We start from the raw sequence: 18,710 nt of genomic DNA, 5'->3' as shown, positions 1-18,710 counted from the left end.
CTAAAGTAAGGAATATTGTATTGTGCTTTTTGTTCATACATAAAAAAGAACATAATAGCAAATAGTAAACATGACTCCATTACTTTATAGTGAGGTGCTTAATAATGTCAGTATTAGAAAACTTTGAACAATGGAAAGGCTTTTTAGGAGAGCGTTTAGAACAAGCGCAAGGAAAAGGGCTAGATGGCGGAGCGATTAATGACATGGCTTATCGCATTGGTGATTATTTAGCAAATGAAGTAGAAGCGCGTAATGACCAAGAAAAATTATTGGCGGAGCTTTGGAAAGTTGCAGATGAGCAAGAGCAACATACAATCGCAAACTTAATGGTGAAAATGGTAAACCATAAGTAAGAAAAGGGAGGAGGAATCCTCCCTTTTTTGTCGATGTTAAAAATCTCTAGATTAAATCGAGTTCTATTATACATTTCGCTTTCCTATTAGAGGAAAATCATATAATATAGTACGTAGGTGTAAAGTAAGCAAGGGGAGTGTCATCAAATGATTGAATGGTATTTTGAGTATGAAATACATAAAAACCGACCTGGCTTGCTTGGTGACGTTTCTTCGTTAATCGGTATGCTTGGTATTAATATCGTAACAATTAATGGGGTAGACAACGCTAGGCGTGGACTATTGTTAATGTGCGATAATCAAGAACAAATTTCTAGACTTGAATCAATTCTAAATACGATGGATAATATAACCGTAACGAAATATCGTTCACCGAAGCTTCGTGATCGGTTAGCAGTTCGACATGGAAGGTATATACAGCGAGATGCGGATGATAAGAAAACATTTCGTTTCGTTCGTGATGAACTAGGCTTGCTTGTGGATTTTATGGCGGAACTCATGAAAAAAGAAGGCCATAAATTAATTGGAATTCGCGGAATGCCGCGTGTTGGAAAAACAGAGTCTATTGTTGCGGCGAGTGTTTGTGCGAATAAACGGTGGCTTTTTGTATCATCGACTCTCATTAAACAGACGGTGCGTAGTCAATTAATTGAAGATGAATATAATGATAATAATATCTTTATTTTAGATGGAATCGTTTCAACGAAGCGCGCAAATGAACGGCACTGGCAGCTTGTTCGCGAAATTATGAGATTGCCAGCGACAAAGGTTGTAGAGCATCCAGATATATTTGTGAGTCAGTCAGAATATACCCTTGAGGATTTTGATTACATTATTGAGTTACGAAATGATTACGATGAAGAAATTCAATACAACCTAGTAGATGAAATTGAACAAGGAAATCAAAATAATTTTTCCATGTTTGACTTTTAAAGAAATATTGAGGTGTTAGCATTGACGGAATTAGGACAAAAGCTGAAAGAAGCACGAGAACAGAAAGGTTTTTCCATCGATCAGCTGCAAGAAGTTACGAAAATTCAAAAACGTTATTTGATTAGTATCGAAGAAGGAAATTTCAGTATATTGCCTGGGGATTTTTACGCGCGTGCCTTTATAAAGCAATATGCAGAAGCGGTCGGTCTTAATGGAGAGGCAGTATTAGAAGAGTATAAGCATGAGATACCGCAGTCAGCTTCTCAAGATGTTCCGCAAATTTCAAGAGGACAAAAAACGCAGGAAACTGTACAAAGAGCAACTTCATCACCGATTGCAGATCATATGCCTAAAATTTTAATTACAGTGCTTATCATTGCAATTGGTGTTGCAATTTGGTTTGTTTTCCGATTTGTATCAAACAAAGACAGCGGCCAAGTAAAACAAGCGCAAAGTGCACAAACAGAAGTAGAGAAAGCGAAAAATTCACCTCTTGATCAAAAGAAAGAAGATCAAAAGAAAGAAGGGGAAACTCAACAAATGCAGCAACAGCCGAAGCAACAACAACCAGCTACGGGTCAAGAAGAGGTTAAATTTGTTGAGACAAAAGATAACGTATCTACATTGGAACTTCGCAATAACAAAGCATTCAAATTAGAAGTTACTGCAAAAGGTACAAGTTATGTGGATATTAAAGATGAAAATAATAATGTACTCTATAAGGGTACTTTAACAGAAGGGCAAACTCAACAACAGGATTTATGGTCAAAAAATGTTGTGCGGTTAAACATTGGTAGTGCTCCAAATGTTGACATTAAAATTAATGGGCAAGTTGTTGCTTACCCAATTAAGCCAGAAGACACGTATCATCAAATTTGGGTGATTAAAAACTTAGGAGAACAACCTGCGCAATAATAGTCATCGTTCCGATGACTTTTTTCAATGCACAAACCGTTTTTGACATGATGGAGGAATAGCTGTGAATTTACCAAATAAAATTACTGTATCAAGAATTTGCTTAATTCCTATATTTTTAATTATTATGCTCGTTCCATTTGATTGGGGTGCATACACAATTGGAGATGTAGAATTGCCAATTCAACACTTAGCTGGAGCTATCGTTTTTATTATTGCTTCTGCTACAGATTGGATTGATGGGCATTTAGCAAGAAAACATAATCTTGTAACGAACCTAGGGAAATTTTTAGATCCTTTGGCGGATAAATTATTGGTATCTGCAGCATTAATTACGCTTGTAGATTTACATTTTGTATCAACTTGGATAGCAGTTGTTATTATTAGTAGAGAATTTGCCGTTACAGGCTTGCGTCTCGTATTAGCTGGCACTGGGGAAGTATCGGCTGCAAAAATGCCTGGGAAAATTAAAATGTGGATGCAAGTTATTGCAATTTCTGCCTACTTGTTGCATGATGTTCCATTCAATTTAATTCATATTCCAATTGCAGAAATTTCAATATGGATTGCGCTTATTTTTACGATTATTTCAGGATGGGATTATTTCTGGAAAAATAGAGAGGTTTTTGTCAATTCGAAATAACGGCTTATGGGGGAATAGCAGATGAATGCAGAGATTATTGCGGTTGGTACAGAGTTATTGCTTGGACAAATTGCGAATACGAATGCCAAATTTTTATCAGAAAAGCTGGCAGCTATCGGAATTGATGTATACTATCACACTGTTGTAGGAGATAACAATAATCGCTTGCGTCAAGCAATTGAAATTGCTCAAAAACGTGCAGATATATTGATTTTTACAGGTGGATTAGGACCAACAAAAGACGATTTAACGAAAGAAACAATTGCTTCTTCTCTGCAGGAAGAGCTTGTATATGATGAAGTAGCGCTCGCTTCAATTGCGGACTATTATAAACGAACAGGAAGAGAGTTTACGGAAAATAATAAAAAACAAGCTCTTGTTTTAAAGGGTTCAACTGTGTTTGCCAATGATCATGGAATGGCTCCAGGGATGGGATTATGCAAAGATAGCAAGGTGTATATTTTACTTCCGGGACCACCTAAAGAAATGAATCCAATGTATACAAGTTATGTAGAAACTTGGCTACTTCCTTTTACATCTGGTGAGAATCTATATTCTCGTACTCTTCGATTCTTTGGAATTGGGGAATCACAATTAGAGGCAACGATTCAAGACTTAATAGATGCTCAAACGAATCCAACGATTGCTCCCCTTGCTTCTGAAGGAGAAGTAACGCTTCGTTTAACTGCAAAGCATCATGATGCAAAAGAGGCTGAAACGCTAATAAATGATATAGAAAAATTGATTTTACAAAGGGTAGGACAATTTTTTTATGGATATAATCAAGATCTTCTTCATAAAAAAGCAATTACGTTGTTAAAACAAAGAGGTTTGATGGTTGCATGTGCTGAAAGTTTAACAGGCGGATTATTTGGTGAGCGTATTACTGAAGTTGCTGGTGCGTCTTCTGTGTTTACTGGAGGCGTAATTTGTTACAGCAATGACGTAAAGCAACATATTTTACATGTCCCAGAAGAGATTTTACAAACGGATGGAGCTGTTAGTGAATCATGTGCTCGCTATCTTGCTGAAAATGTAAAAAAACTTATGCAAGCGAATATCGGAATTAGCTTTACTGGAGTAGCAGGGCCAGAGGCGTCTGAAGGAAAAGAGCCTGGGACAGTATTTATTGGATTAGCAATGGATGAACAGCCGACGATTGTTATACCGCTTACATTAAGTGGAAGTCGCCAGCAAATTCGTGAACGAACTGTCAAATATGGATTTTATCATCTGTATAAGAAGCTAGAAGAGATATAAATCTCTTCTAGCTTCTATTATTTTATATGGAGGAATACAGGTTTTCGTCTACTGGAAAATAAAAAATCGAATAAACGTTCGATTTTTGTTGGCATAATGGAAAGAAGATATTATAATAAGATTAGCATTTAAGTTAAGGAGGAATTTTTGAATGAGTGATCGTCAAGCGGCATTAGATATGGCGTTAAAACAAATAGAAAAACAATTCGGTAAAGGCTCTATTATGAAACTAGGAGAGCAAGCGGAACGAAAGATTTCTACTGTACCAAGTGGTTCGTTAGCACTTGATGTTGCCCTTGGAGTGGGTGGTTATCCACGTGGCCGTATTATTGAAATTTATGGACCTGAAAGTTCAGGTAAAACGACAGTTTCCTTACATGCGATTGCAGAGGTACAACGCCAAGGTGGACAAGCAGCGTTTATTGATGCAGAACATGCAATGGATCCTGTATATGCACAAAAACTAGGTGTTAATATTGATGAATTATTATTATCTCAGCCAGACACGGGAGAACAAGGATTAGAAATTGCAGAGGCATTAGTACGAAGCGGTGCAATTGATATTATTGTTATTGACTCTGTAGCAGCACTTGTTCCAAAAGCGGAGATTGAGGGAGAAATGGGTGACTCTCACGTCGGTTTACAAGCACGTTTAATGTCACAAGCTCTTCGTAAATTATCTGGTGCGATTAACAAGTCAAAAACAATTGCAATCTTTATTAACCAAATTCGTGAAAAAGTTGGGGTTATGTTTGGAAATCAACAAATGGTTGCTTAATCTTTATAGATTAAGGAGTTTACTATGGGTTTCCCTTGCTAGTGATAGCATGTTCAAAAACCTTGTGAACCTTATTGCCTAAGGGTGTAGCTATATAGCTGCTAACGGTGAAGCCCTCCAAATAATAGGGTAATACCGTGCCAAGCTTCATGTTTATTTGAAGAAGGTGTAGAGACTACCGAAAAGAACTTTTAAAGTTAACTGAGTAGGGTACGGCAGAAGATAGGCTCCTGCTGGAAGTGCAAGGCTCTCTGTAAAGAGATGAAGAGATAGTCCACGCTATAGAGATGGAAAATCTATAGAATTATGCCAGAAACAACTCCAGGTGGTCGTGCGTTGAAATTCTATTCAACAGTACGTCTTGAAGTGCGTCGTGCTGAGCAGTTAAAGCAAGGCAATGACATTGTTGGTAATAAAACAAAAGTGAAAGTAGTAAAAAATAAAGTAGCACCTCCTTTCCGTGTAGCAGAAGTTGATATTATGTACGGAGAAGGAATTTCAAGAGAAGGCGAAATTTTAGATATGGCTTCTGAACTTGATATCGTTCAAAAGAGCGGAGCTTGGTACTCTTATAATGAAGAACGCTTAGGACAAGGGCGTGAAAATGCGAAGCAATTTTTAAAAGAAAATCCAGAAGTTACAGATGAAATTGCATTCTTTATTCGTGAACATCATGGCATTGGTGAAGAAGCGGCATCTGGAAGCGGAGAAGATATGAATCTTCTTGATGGTTAAAAGACACGGTTTCGTGTCTTTTATTTTTTTGCAGAGGTAAAGAAAGTAAAAGTAGACAACGCTTGACAATGAAAATAGCGGTAGATACAATGATAATGTATATTTTTTCTTGTAATATATACGATACACTCTTCTCAAGAAGAGAAGTAACATTCGGATAGGACTTATACTTTCCGAAATAAGCATATGTCTATTTTAATTGTGAAATGAAGAAAGTCCCTTGAAAAGGCGGGACGACAGTCATTGCTGTACGTTGCAAGTGCAAACAATGTACATCCATGCAGTCTTTTTTCATTCATAGCAAGAGGAGGTGAAATTATGAGTAATGTAGTTTGGATACTCATCTCCATTTTGCTGGCCATCGTCAGTGCAGTTGTTGGATTTTTTGTTCGAAAGTCCATTGCAGAAGCGAAGATTAACGGTGCGGCCAATGAAGCGAAGCGTATTGTAGAAGATGCAAATCGTCAAGCAGAAGCACTGAAAAAAGAAGCGCTGTTAGAAGCAAAGGATGAAATTCATACACTTCGTACAGAAGCGGAATTAGAAATTCGTGACCGAAGAAGCGAGTTACAAAAACAAGAAAATCGTTTAATGCAAAAAGAAGAGAACCTTGATCGAAAAGACGAATCGCTTGAGAAAAGTCAACAATTGATAGAGAAGAAAGAGGAATCTCTTGTAGTAAGACAACAGCAGATTGAAGATTTGGAAAGCAAAGTGGGAGAGTTAGTACAAAAACAGCAAGATGAATTAGAGCGTATTTCTAGCCTAACACGTGAGCAAGCAAGAGCCATTATCCTAGAAAAAGTTGAAAATGAAATTTCGCATGAAATCGCTGTTATGGTAAAAGAAACTGAAGTACGTGCAAAAGAAGAAGCAGATAAGAAAGCGAAAGAGATTTTATCTTTAGCTATGCAAAGATGTGCTGCTGATCACGTTGCTGAAACTACGGTTTCAGTTGTAAATCTTCCAAATGACGAGATGAAGGGACGTATTATCGGACGTGAAGGTCGTAATATTCGTACGCTAGAAACGTTAACAGGTATTGATTTAATCATCGATGATACACCAGAAGCGGTAATCTTATCAGGCTTTGACCCAATTCGTCGTGAAACTGCTCGTATTGCTCTTGATAAACTTGTACAAGATGGACGTATTCACCCGGCACGTATTGAAGAAATGGTTGAAAAATCAAGACGTGAAGTGGATGAGTATATTCGTGAAGTTGGAGAACAAACGACTTTTGAAGTAGGAGTACACGGGTTACATCCAGATTTAATTAAGATTTTAGGTCGTTTGAAATTTAGAACAAGCTACGGTCAAAATGTCTTAAAGCATTCTATGGAAGTTGCTTATTTAGCTGGACTAATGGCAGCTGAACTAGGTGAAGACGAAAAACTTGCTCGTCGTGCTGGCTTATTACATGACATCGGAAAAGCAATCGACCATGAGGTTGAAGGCAGCCACGTTGAAATTGGTGTTGAGCTTGCGACAAAATATAAAGAGCATCCTGTTGTTATCAATAGTATTGCATCTCATCATGGTGATACGGAACCGACTTCTATCATCGCAGTTCTTGTGGCAGCGGCGGATGCACTGTCAGCAGCAAGACCTGGGGCACGAAGTGAGACGCTTGAAAATTACATTCGTCGTCTTGAAAAGCTTGAAGAGATTTCTGAGTCTTATGAAGGTGTTGAGAAATCCTATGCAATTCAAGCTGGACGTGAAGTTCGTATCCTAGTGAAACCAGATACAATTGATGATTTAGAGGCTCATCGTTTAGCGCGTGACATTCGAAAACGTATTGAAAATGAACTAGATTATCCAGGGCATATTAAAGTTACTGTTATTCGTGAAACACGTGCAGTTGAATACGCAAAATAAAGTGGTGGTGTTACACCACTTTATTTTTTTGTGCCGGGAATGGACACAATATAGAAAAGCCTGTAGAATCGGAAACAATTTATGAAAAAAGATAATGAGAGTACATCTGTATTTTTTATAAATTGAGTTTACAGCTTAGGAACATAAACTACGAAGAATGTATAGATAGAAAGGGTAAGAAATATGAGAATTTTATTTGTTGGGGATGTAGTAGGCTCACCAGGAAGAAAAATGATTCAAGATTACGTGCCTGCATTAAAGAAAAAGTATACACCTACAGTTACAATTATTAACGGAGAAAATGCTGCAGGTGGACGTGGAATTACAGAGAAAATTTATCGTAACTTTTTAGAGTGCGGTGCACAGGCTGTTACACTTGGAAACCATGCATGGGATAACCGCGAAGTTTTTGAATTTATCGATGATGCAAAGTATCTTGCAAGGCCAGCAAATTTTCCAGAAGGAACACCAGGAAAAGGACTTATTTTTGTAAACTGTAATGGTATAGAAGTTGCAGTGATTAATTTACAAGGCCGTACATTCCTTCCGCCAATCGATTGTCCATTCCGTAAAGTGGATGAATTGATTAAGATTGCGAAAAAGCGTACAAACATTATTTTTGTTGATTTTCATGCTGAAACAACGAGTGAAAAACAAGCACTTGGCTGGTATGTAGATGGACGCGCTACAGCAGTTGTTGGAACGCATACACATGTTCCGACTGCTGATAATCGTATCTTGCCAGAGGGAACAGCTTATATTACAGATGTTGGCATGACAGGTCCATATGATGGGATTTTAGGGATGGAACGCGAAGCTGTGCTGAAGAAATTTTTAACAAACCTTCCAGTACGATTTGAAGTGACGAATGGAAGAACACAGTTAAGTGCCGTTTTAATTGACGTGGATCCAAATACAGGAAAAGCTAAGAAAATTGATCGTATTTTAATTAATGATGATCAGCCATTTTTTGAATAAAAAACAAGAAAAATTAGAAAAGAAAATATATTTTAATTTTTTAGAAAAATCACAGGGTTTTAGCAGGAATATGAACCATTGCTCGTGAATATAAGTTAAAAGTGAATTCAATCGCTAATACTTTTTTAAAGAAACGAGGAGGAAACGTGCAATGGAAATATTAAAAGTTAAAGCAACTTCGGTACCTAACTCTGTAGCTGGTGCACTTGCTGGAGTTATTCGTGAGCGTGGCTCAGCAGAAATGCAAGCAATCGGCGCAGGTGCATTGAATCAAGCCGTGAAGGCAGTAGCAATTGCGAGAGGATTTGTAGCGCCGAGTGGTGTGGACTTGATTTGTATCCCAGCTTTCACAGATATTATGATTGATGGTGAAGAACGCACAGCGATTAAATTAATTGTAGAGCCTCGTTAAATTGGATGACCTGTTTGCATTTGCAAACAGGTCATTTTTATCCTATATTAACGGGCGGAGTAAGCTCCTTCACTGATGGAAGTTTCACTTTATTATTTTTTGTGAGAAGAGATTTACTTCCAACTGTAAAAATATAATAGAAAATAATGCCACCTCAAGAAGGAAGGATGACGAATCTTGAAAATTTTTGATGCGCATTGTGATGTATTATGGCAGTTATGGATGGGGAAAGGGAAAAAAAACTTTCAAAATGAATCTTCTTTACATATTACGTACAATCAGTTAAAACAAAAGGCCGGCAGTGTTCAGTGTTTTGCCATTTATGTGCCGGAAGAAGTGCCATATGGACAGCGATTTGTAGTTGCATTAGAGATGGCAAATATATTTCACGAACAAATTTTGACACTGCCGAATATAAAATGGATTCGGACAAAAGAAGATATTCAGCAATTAGGTACAGATGATATAGGAGCGCTTTTAACTTTAGAAGGATGCGATGCAATTGGAAAAGAATTAACAAAGCTACAAACGTTGTACTATCTTGGTGTTCGTTCTGTTGGACTTACTTGGAATTACGCGAATTTAGTTGCTGCTGGAGCGTTAGAGTCTCGAGCTGGTGGTCTAACACTGTTTGGAGAAAAAGTAGTGGAAGATTTAAATCGTTACAAGATATGGACAGATGTTTCTCATCTGTCAGAGAAAGGGTTTTGGGACGTGATGGAACTTGCAAATCATCCCGTTGCTTCTCATTCGAATAGCTACGAGTTATGTCCGCATCCAAGAAACTTAACGAATGAACAAATAAAAGCATTGATCCAAAAAGATGGAATGATTGGGATAACATTTGTACCGATGTTTTTAGCAGCAAACAAGTCTGTTTGTGTGGATGATATATTATGCCATGTTGAGCATGTATGTATGCTTGGTGGAGAAAAGAATGTTGGATTTGGATCAGATTTTGATGGAATAACAGAAACAGTGGTACATGTAGAACGGTATGAACATTATGAATATGTCATAAATGAACTATTAAAACGATATAAAGAAGAGCAAGTGAACAATTTCATATATCGTAATTTTATACATCATATTTCATTCTAAGTTTTTATTATATAAAAGATTATAGAAGGAAAGAATAAATATTAGAAAATTTGAAAAATACACAATAAAATTGTATCAAATTCTTGCAATTTTACTGTGGTAGAGCTAGAATTGTAAACGAATTAATATTATACAAAACATTTACTGAAATCAGAAGAGGTATTATTTGTGTCCATTGTAGTTTCTTGTCTTAAAAAGTGCTAAACTAGTACTGTAAAAAAATACACTACAATGTATGCAGTTAAAGGGGTGTAGGAAATGATTAGTCAACTTTCATGGAAAGTTGGGGGCCAACAAGGTGAAGGAATTGAAAGTACAGGAGAAATCTTCTGTATTGCATTAAACCGACTAGGTTATTATTTATATGGTTATCGCCATTTTTCATCACGAATTAAAGGTGGGCATACAAACAATAAAATTCGCGTAAGTACAACAGAGGTACGTGCGATATCAGATGATTTAGATATTTTAATTGCATTTGATCAAGAAACTATTGATTTTAATTTCCACGAACTACGTCCTGGTGGAATTGTTGTTGCAGATGCAAAATTCAATCCAAGCATTCCTGAAGGAACGGATGTACTTTTATATGCAATTCCATTTACGGATATCGCTTCTGAGCTAGGTACATCTTTAATGAAAAACATGGTTGCGGTTGGAGCATCTAGTGCGGTATTAGGGCTAGATGAAAAAGTGTATTTAGAAGTTGTAGATGGAATTTTCGGTCGTAAAGGAGAGCAAGTTGTTCAGAAGAACATGGAAGCAATTCAACGTGGCTCTCAATATATGAAAGAGTTGCTCGGTGAAAAAGTAAATATGATGCAACTTGAAAAAGCAGATGGAAAAAAACGTATGTTTATGATTGGGAATGATGCAATCGCATTTGGTGCAGTAGCTGGCGGTGCTCGTTTTATGTCTGCTTATCCAATTACACCTGCTTCTGAGATTATGGAATATTTAATTAAGAAGCTTCCAAAAGTAGGAGGAACTGTTATTCAAACTGAGGATGAAATTGCTGCTTGTACGATGGCAATTGGTGCAAACTATGCTGGTGTACGTACATTAACAGCTTCAGCAGGTCCTGGTTTATCACTCATGATGGAAGCAATTGGATTAGCTGGGATTACAGAAACACCTCTTGTAATTGTTGATACACAGCGTGGTGGACCAAGTACAGGGTTACCAACAAAACAAGAACAATCTGATTTAATGGCAATGATTTACGGAACGCATGGTGAGATTCCGAAAATCGTTATGGCACCAAGTACTGCTGAAGAGGCGTTCTATGATATTGTAGAAGCATTTAACTTAGCGGAAGAATATCAAGTCCCTGTAATCTTTTTAACAGATTTACAACTTTCTTTAGGTAAACAAACAGTAGAACCGCTTCAATTAGAAAAAGTTGAAATTCGCCGCGGTAAACTTGATTTACAGGCGGAGTTGCCAGAGCGTGAAAATAAAGCATACTTCAAACGTTATGAAGTAACAGAAGATGGGATTTCACAACGTGTTGTACCTGGTATGAAAAATGGTATTCACCATGTAACAGGAGTAGAACACGATGAAACAGGTAAACCATCTGAGTCGGCACTTAACCGAAATGCACAAATGGACAAACGTTTCCGTAAAATGGAGAATATCAAGTTTAATACCCCTGTATACAAAAATGCAAAATATGATGACGCTGATGTATTATTAGTAGGCTTTAACTCAACTCGTGGTGCGATTGAAGAAGCGATGGAACGTTTAGAGCAAGAAGGATTAAAAGTAAATCATGCTCATGTTCGCTTAATTCATCCGTTCCCAACGGCTGAAATGCTGCCGCTTGTGAAAGATGCAAAACGTGTTGTCGTTGTAGAAAACAATGCAACTGGACAGCTTGCTAATATTATGAAGATGAATCTTGGCTATGGTGAAAAAATTTCTAGTCTGTTGAAATATGACGGAAACCCATTCTTGCCAAAAGAAATTTACAACGAATGCAAAAAAGGGGTTGTTTTAAATGGCAACATTTAAGGACTTTCGGAATAGTGTAAAACCAAACTGGTGTCCAGGTTGCGGTGACTTCTCAGTACAAGCAGCAATTCAGCGTGCTGCTGCAAATGTAGGTTTAAATCCTGATGAACTAGCGGTTATTTCTGGTATCGGTTGCTCTGGTCGTATCTCTGGTTATATTAACTCTTACGGTGTTCATAGTATTCATGGACGTGCCCTTCCAATTGCACAAGGTGTAAAAATGGCAAATCGTGATTTAACAGTTATCGCATCTGGTGGTGACGGTGATGGTTTTGCAATCGGTATGGGACATACAATTCATTCTATTCGTCGTAATATTGATATTACGTACATTGTTATGGATAACCAAATTTACGGTTTAACGAAAGGGCAAACTTCACCACGTAGTGAAGCGGGCTTTAAAACGAAAAGTACGCCGCAAGGATCGATTGAGCCAGCGCTATCTGTAATGGAAATGGCATTAACTGCTGGGGCAACGTTTGTGGCACAAAGTTTCTCTAGTGATTTAAAAGAATTAACACAGCTAATTGAAGCTGGTATTCAACATAAAGGGTTCTCACTTATTAACGTATTTAGCCCATGTGTAACATACAACAAGGTAAATACGTATGATTGGTTCAAAGAGAATTTAACAAAACTTAGCGAAGTAGAAGGATATGATCCATCTAATCGTATGGTTGCTATGCAAACATTAATGCAAAACAAAGGTTTAGTAACAGGTTTAATTTATCAAAATACAGAGCAGCCTTCTTACCAAGAGCTTGTAAAAGGATATAGTGAAAAACCATTAGTTCATGCTGATTTGCAAATGGACCAAAAAATGTTTGATGAACTTATAGCAGAGTTTATGTAATATATGAAAGGCTATCGAAATTTCGATAGCCTTTTCTAATGCACAATTATGATAAAGTGATTGCGTGATGGGTTATACTTTCTTTACTAAGAAAATTCAGAATGATAAAATAATAAACAAGAGTTACATTAAATATGAGCTCTTCCCTTCCTTTTAGTATCAAGTAAAATCGTTCATGAATGCAAGGTCTCTCTATTGTTTAATTTGACTGAACGCTTTATACTATAATAATGTGTATAGGAATGAAGCGATAAGCTTTTTTATAAGGACAAAATAAACAACAACTAAAAATCAAAACTGTGTATATGTAAGGTTGAAAGGAGATTATTCATGAACGAAGAGCAACGATTAGCAGGGCAACAAGCAACTTCAACTACTAAAAAAGCAGAAAAAGATTATAGTAAATATTTTGAAAGTGTATATCAGCCACCTTCTTTAAAGGATGCGAAAAAACGCGGAAAAGAAGAAGTTAAAATTGAACGTGATTTTGGCTTACCAGAAGAGTTTCGCAATTTTGGTGCAGGAAGAAAGTTTTATATCCGTACTTATGGATGTCAAATGAATGAACATGACACAGAAGTAATGGCTGGTATCTTTACAGCTCTTGGATATGAACCAACATTCTCTACAGAAGATGCAGATGTGATTCTATTAAATACATGTGCTATTCGTGAAAATGCTGAAAATAAAGTATTCGGGGAACTTGGTCATTTAAAATCCTTAAAACAAAGAAATCCTGATCTTTTAGTTGGTGTATGCGGTTGTATGTCACAAGAGGAATCTGTCGTAAACAAAATTATGCAAAAACATCAGCATGTAGATATGGTATTTGGTACACATAACATTCACCGTTTACCATACATTTTAAAAGATGCTATGTTCTCGAAAGCGACAGTTGTTGAGGTATGGTCAAAAGAAGGAGATGTCATTGAGAATCTTCCAAAAGTACGCCGCGGGGATATTAAAGCGTGGGTAAACATTATGTACGGATGCGACAAATTCTGCACGTACTGTATTGTACCGTATACTCGTGGTAAAGAGCGAAGCCGCCGTCCTGAAGATATTATTAAAGAAGTACGTCATTTAGCGGCAAATGGTTATAAAGAAATTACGCTACTAGGTCAAAACGTAAATGCATACGGAAAAGACTTTGAAGGTATGGAATATGGTTTAGGAAATCTTATGGATGAACTTCGTAAGATTGACGTAGCACGTATTCGTTTTACAACAAGTCATCCGCGTGACTTTGATGACCATTTAATCGAAGTACTTGGAAAAGGCGGCAATTTAGTTGAACACATTCACTTACCAGTGCAATCTGGAAGTACGGATATGTTGAAAATTATGGCACGTAAATATTCACGTGAGCATTATTTAGAACTTGTACGTAAAATTAAAGAAGCGATTCCAAATGTAGTATTAACGACTGATATTATTGTCGGTTTCCCAAATGAAACAGATGAACAATTTGAAGAAACGATGTCGTTATATCGCGAAGTAGGTTTCGATAGCGCATATACATTTATTTATTCACCACGTGAAGGTACACCAGCTGCAAAAATGGTAGATAATGTACCGATGGAAGTGAAAAAGGAACGCTTGCAACGTTTAAATGCGTTAGTAAATGAATTTTCTGCGAAGAAGAATAAAACGTATGAAGGACAAATTGTTGAAGTGCTTGTTGATGGAGAAAGTAAAAATAATCCTGAAGTACTTGCAGGTTATACACGTGCCAATAAGCTTGTAAACTTCGTAGCTCCAAAATCTGTAATCGGTCAGCTTGTAAAAGTGAAAATAACAGAAGCAAAAACTTGGTCTCTAAACGGGGAATTGGTTGAGGAGCCGATCGAGGTGAAATAATAGATGAAAATCTTTACAAAAGATGAAATTGTAGAGCAAGCGAAAGAATTAGCAAAAATGATTTCTGAAACAGAAGAAGTAGATTTCTTTAAACGTGCAGAAGCGCAAATTCATAAAAATGAGAATGTAAAGCGTACGATTGATGAAATTAAAGCTTTGCAAAAACAAGCAGTGAATCTACAACATTATGGGAAATGGGAAGCGCTAAAAAAAGTAGAATCAGAAATTGATGCGTTGCAAGATAAACTGGATGAAATTCCAGTTGTACAGCAGTTCAAATCTTCTCAAACATATGTAAATGATTTATTGCAGCTTGTTGCAAGTACAATTTCAAACACAGTCACAGATGAAATTTTAATTTCAACTGGTGGAGATGTGTTAAAAGGAGAAACAGGTGCTGAAGTAGCGAATAAAAAAGGCACGTGTGGCTGTTAAAAGAGATGTCGGATTCGACATCTCTTTTTGTTTCATTTTAGCAGGTAATCATGTATTGTATTCTTCTGGAAAATAGAAGCTTCATGTTACATAATGAGCAGGACAGGTCATTTTAAAAAAAGAATAACACATTCCGCATTTGTCCCGCATATAATGAATTGAACATTCATTGAGGAGGGGTTCGTATGCCTGAATTTAGAGAGATTATTACGAAAGCAGTTGTGGGCAAAGGCCGTAAGTATATGAAAGAAACTCACACTGTTGCACCGAATCATCCCCCGACAAGTATTTTGGGGTGCTGGGTTATTAACCACGCATATGAAGCAAGGAAAAATGGGAAGTATGTAGAAATCGAAGGATTCTACGATATTAACACATGGTATTCGTATGAAGAAAATACGAAAACAGAAGTTGTGACAGAACGCGTACATTACACAGATGATGTGAACATCGGCTATCGTGATAAGAATTTTTCTGGGGAAGATCAAGAAATTATTGCACGTGTCATACAACATCCAAATTGTTTAGAAGCTGTTATTTCACCAAATGGAAATAAAATGGCTGTCACTGTGGAACGGGAATTTGTAACCGAAGTCGTGGGCGAAACAAAAATTTGTGTGAGTGTGAATCCAGAGGGCTGTCAAGAAGATGATGATCAATTTGAAGCTGAAGTTGAAGATGAAATTGAAGTGAATGATGAAGAGTTTGAAGAACTTGATCCGAACTTTATCGTAGAAGCGGAAGAAGAATGAGTTGAAGCTAGGGAGAACCTCTTCCTAGCTTTTTCTATGTGTTTCAGATGATGGTTCAAAATCATTCGTGTATAATTGTGTTATAATATATTTTTAAAGTGAAAAAGAAAGACGTATGGAGGATCAAAATGGCACAGTACACGCCGATGATGCAGCAATATTTAAAGATCAAGGCAGATTATCAAGATGCCTTTTTATTTTTTCGATTAGGCGATTTTTATGAAATGTTCTTCGAGGATGCTGTAAAAGCAGCACATGAACTTGAAATTACATTAACGAGTCGCGATGGGGGCGGGAGCGAACGGATTCCGATGTGCGGTGTACCGTATCACGCTGCGAAAAACTACATTGAACAATTGATTGAAAAAGGATATAAAGTAGCAATTTGTGAACAAGTTGAAGACCCAAAAACAGCAAAAGGTGTTGTGCGCCGCGAAGTTGTTCAGTTAATTACACCAGGAACGATGATGGAAGGTCGTACAATAGATGAAAAGGAAAATAATTTTCTTGCAGCACTAGCACATTTTGAAGATGGTTCATATGCATTGGCTTGTAATGACTTAACGACAGGTCAAAATACAGTAACATTGTTAACCGGAACACTTGAAGATGTATTACTAGAAGTATACGCAACAGGTGCGAAAGAAATTGTCGTATCTTCCACGTTCTCTAAGGAAGAATTGGACAAGATGTTAGCAACATTGAAAATGACAGTTTCATATGAGGAAGAAACGAAAGTTCCAGAGAGTCTTATGCACCTCGTTCAAAATGTAACGCAAACAAAATTAATTGCAGCAGTTGGACGTTTATTTAGCTATGTTTTACGAACACAAAAACGTTCACTAGATCACCTGCAACTGGTTGAAATTTATTATACAAATCAATTTATGAAGATTGATGTTCACTCTAAACGTAACTTAGAGTTAACGGAAACCATTCGAACAAAAGAAAAAACAGGTTCCTTATTATGGTTGTTAGATAAGACGAAAACAGCGATGGGGGGACGCATGCTAAAACAGTGGATGGAACGTCCGCTCATCCAAAAAGAAAAAATTGAAGAACGTTTAGAAATGGTTGAAACATTTGTGAATGACTACTTCTTACGTGAAGATTTGAAAGAAAAGCTAAAAGAAGTGTATGATTTAGAACGTTTAGCAGGAAAAGTTGCATATGGTAGTGTCAATGCGCGTGATTTACTGCAATTAAAGCGTTCCTTATTGCAAGTTCCGGCTATTTTAGAGGCAGTTAGTCTTTTAGATAATTCCTATGCTGCAAACTTAATTCAAGGTGCCGATCCATGTGAAAGTTTAACAGTGTTATTAGAGAGAAGTATTCAAGAAAATCCACCGCTTTCTATAAAAGATGGTGACATTATAAAAGACGGTTATAGCGAGAAATTAGACCAATATCGCTATGTAAGTAAAAACGGAAAAACGTGGATTGCAGAGCTTGAAAAACGTGAGCGTGACATAACAGGAATTAAATCATTAAAGATTGGTTACAACCGTATTTTTGGTTACTATATTGAGGTTACGAGAGCAAACCTTGCTGCACTTCCAGAAGGACGTTATGAACGGAAACAAACACTTGCGAATGCAGAGCGGTTTATTACAGATGAGTTAAAAGAAAAAGAAACGTTGATTTTAGAAGCAGAGGAAAAAATCGTTCAGTTAGAATATGATTTATTCACGGCTCTTCGCGAAGAAGTAAAAGTGTTTATTCCGAAATTGCAGCAATTAGCAAAAATTATTAGTGAGCTAGATGTACTTCAAAGCTTTGCAACTGTAAGTGAAGAAGAGCAATTTGTAAAACCAACATTAACAAGTAAACGAGAAATCTTTATTAAAGATGGTCGTCATCCAGTTGTGGAAAAAGTATTAAACGGCAAGTTATATGTTCCAAATGACTGTATAATGCCTGAAAATATGGATGTTTTTTTAATTACCGGTCCAAATATGTCTGGTAAAAGTACGTATATGCGTCAATTAGCATTGATTACTGTTATGTCGCAAATCGGTTGTTTTGTACCAGCAGCAGAAGCTGTACTTCCTGTGTTTGACCAAATTTTTACGAGAATTGGGGCAGCTGATGATTTAATTTCAGGCCAAAGTACGTTTATGGTCGAAATGTTAGAAGCAAAAAACGCGATTGCGAATGCATCAGAAAGAAGCTTAATTTTATTTGATGAAATTGGCCGTGGTACATCTACGTATGACGGTATGGCATTAGCGCAAGCAATCATTGAGCATATTCATGATCAAATTGGTGCAAAAACGTTATTTTCAACACATTATCATGAATTAACAGTGTTAGAAGAAAGTTTAGATCAGCTTAAAAATGTACATGTTTCAGCAATTGAGGAAAACGGCAAAGTTGTGTTCTTGCATAAAATTCAAGAAGGAGCAGCAGATAAGAGCTACGGTATTCACGTTGCTCAACTTGCAGAGCTGCCAGATAGCTTAATCGCTCGTGCTAAAGAAGTATTAGCACAGCTTGAAGGACAAGAGGAGATTACGATTCCGAAACGAACGGAAGTAAAAGTTCCAGAAGAAATCGTACAAGAACCTGTAGTCGTGAAAGAAGAACTAGAGGTATTGCCGCAAGAAGAAGTGGAAGAAGAATCGCAGCTATCCTTCTTTGCAGCGGAACAACAAGTGAAAAAAGAAGACAAACCTGTACTTGATTCAAAAGAAACAGCGGTATTAACACAAATTAAAAAAATTGACTTACTTGATATGACACCGTTAGAAGCGTTAAATGAACTGTACCGTTTACAGAAAAAGTTGAAGAAAGGATGAGTAAGTA

15 protein-coding genes and 2 pseudogenes are annotated in these 18,710 nt (G+C 36.9%); all 17 read left to right on the top strand.

Translation table 11 applies throughout. The features are described from left to right. The first annotated feature begins 104 nt into the window (after positions 1 to 104). The 17 genes and pseudogenes from AB1284_RS14100 to mutS all read left to right on the top strand — a co-directional run bounded on the left by AB1284_RS14100 (position 105) and on the right by mutS (position 18,703). Positions 105 to 353 (top strand): DUF3243 domain-containing protein, encoded by a 249-nt coding sequence (locus AB1284_RS14100; protein ID WP_429754233.1) that lies wholly within the window; start codon positions 105 to 107, stop codon positions 351 to 353. A 147-nt stretch (positions 354 to 500) separates the two neighbouring features. Then, the gene (locus AB1284_RS14095; protein ID WP_336483086.1) at positions 501 to 1,286 is read left to right on the top strand and encodes a DUF3388 domain-containing protein; all 786 of its coding nucleotides are present in this window, start codon (positions 501 to 503) and stop codon (positions 1,284 to 1,286) included. A 21-nt stretch (positions 1,287 to 1,307) separates the two neighbouring features. Then, on the top strand, positions 1,308 to 2,201 hold the full coding sequence (locus AB1284_RS14090; protein ID WP_429754234.1) for a helix-turn-helix domain-containing protein: 894 nt from the start codon (positions 1,308 to 1,310) through the stop codon (positions 2,199 to 2,201). Between the two features lie 64 nt (positions 2,202 to 2,265). Continuing rightward, positions 2,266 to 2,844: a CDP-diacylglycerol--glycerol-3-phosphate 3-phosphatidyltransferase gene (gene pgsA / locus AB1284_RS14085; RefSeq protein ID WP_429754235.1), complete on the top strand. Its 579-nt coding sequence runs from the start codon at positions 2,266 to 2,268 to the stop codon at positions 2,842 to 2,844. Positions 2,845 to 2,865: 21 nt separating this feature from the next. Beyond that, a complete protein-coding gene (locus tag AB1284_RS14080; protein WP_429754236.1) occupies positions 2,866 to 4,104 on the top strand; it encodes a competence/damage-inducible protein A in 1,239 nt (412 codons plus the stop codon). A gap of 151 nt (positions 4,105 to 4,255) precedes the next feature. Further along, a pseudogene (gene recA, locus AB1284_RS14075) lies at positions 4,256 to 4,870 on the top strand (recombinase RecA); the annotation flags it as partial. A 321-nt stretch (positions 4,871 to 5,191) separates the two neighbouring features. Next, a pseudogene (locus AB1284_RS14070) lies at positions 5,192 to 5,617 on the top strand (recombinase RecA); the annotation flags it as partial. Between the two features lie 318 nt (positions 5,618 to 5,935). Further along, positions 5,936 to 7,498, top strand: a complete 1,563-nt coding sequence (gene rny / locus AB1284_RS14065) for a ribonuclease Y (protein WP_429754237.1) — start codon at positions 5,936 to 5,938, stop codon at positions 7,496 to 7,498. Positions 7,499 to 7,681: 183 nt separating this feature from the next. Next, complete coding sequence (locus AB1284_RS14060) at positions 7,682 to 8,476, top strand: TIGR00282 family metallophosphoesterase (protein ID WP_429754238.1); 795 nt, start codon at positions 7,682 to 7,684, stop codon at positions 8,474 to 8,476. A 151-nt stretch (positions 8,477 to 8,627) separates the two neighbouring features. Then, entirely contained in the window at positions 8,628 to 8,888 is a 261-nt protein-coding gene (gene spoVS / locus AB1284_RS14055; RefSeq protein ID WP_020059065.1) for a stage V sporulation protein SpoVS, read from the top strand. A 177-nt stretch (positions 8,889 to 9,065) separates the two neighbouring features. Continuing rightward, the gene (locus tag AB1284_RS14050) at positions 9,066 to 9,989 is read left to right on the top strand and encodes a dipeptidase (protein WP_429754239.1); all 924 of its coding nucleotides are present in this window, start codon (positions 9,066 to 9,068) and stop codon (positions 9,987 to 9,989) included. Positions 9,990 to 10,247: 258 nt separating this feature from the next. Then, positions 10,248 to 12,005: a 2-oxoacid:acceptor oxidoreductase subunit alpha gene (locus tag AB1284_RS14045; RefSeq protein WP_429754240.1), complete on the top strand. Its 1,758-nt coding sequence runs from the start codon at positions 10,248 to 10,250 to the stop codon at positions 12,003 to 12,005. Further along, positions 11,992 to 12,858, top strand: coding sequence for a 2-oxoacid:ferredoxin oxidoreductase subunit beta (locus AB1284_RS14040; protein ID WP_429754241.1), 867 nt, complete (start codon positions 11,992 to 11,994; stop codon positions 12,856 to 12,858). The genes AB1284_RS14045 and AB1284_RS14040 overlap by 14 nt, the downstream gene beginning before the upstream one ends. Positions 12,859 to 13,188: 330 nt before the next feature. Further along, positions 13,189 to 14,718, top strand: a complete 1,530-nt coding sequence (gene miaB, locus AB1284_RS14035) for a tRNA (N6-isopentenyl adenosine(37)-C2)-methylthiotransferase MiaB (protein WP_429754242.1) — start codon at positions 13,189 to 13,191, stop codon at positions 14,716 to 14,718. Positions 14,719 to 14,721: 3 nt separating this feature from the next. After that, positions 14,722 to 15,153, top strand: a complete 432-nt coding sequence (locus tag AB1284_RS14030) for a RicAFT regulatory complex protein RicA family protein (protein ID WP_377884002.1) — start codon at positions 14,722 to 14,724, stop codon at positions 15,151 to 15,153. Between the two features lie 185 nt (positions 15,154 to 15,338). Then, the gene (gene cotE / locus AB1284_RS14025; RefSeq protein WP_429754243.1) at positions 15,339 to 15,905 is read left to right on the top strand and encodes an outer spore coat protein CotE; all 567 of its coding nucleotides are present in this window, start codon (positions 15,339 to 15,341) and stop codon (positions 15,903 to 15,905) included. Positions 15,906 to 16,033: 128 nt separating this feature from the next. After that, positions 16,034 to 18,703, top strand: coding sequence for a DNA mismatch repair protein MutS (gene mutS, locus AB1284_RS14020; protein ID WP_429754244.1), 2,670 nt, complete (start codon positions 16,034 to 16,036; stop codon positions 18,701 to 18,703). Positions 18,704 to 18,710 lie beyond the last annotated feature (7 nt).

Origin of the sequence: Bacillus sp. S2(2024) (genome assembly GCF_050474045.1) — a bacterium.
Taxonomy (GTDB): Bacteria; Bacillota; Bacilli; order Bacillales; family Bacillaceae_G; genus Bacillus_A; species Bacillus_A yunxiaonensis.
This window is presented reverse-complemented; position numbering and strand designations above follow the sequence as displayed.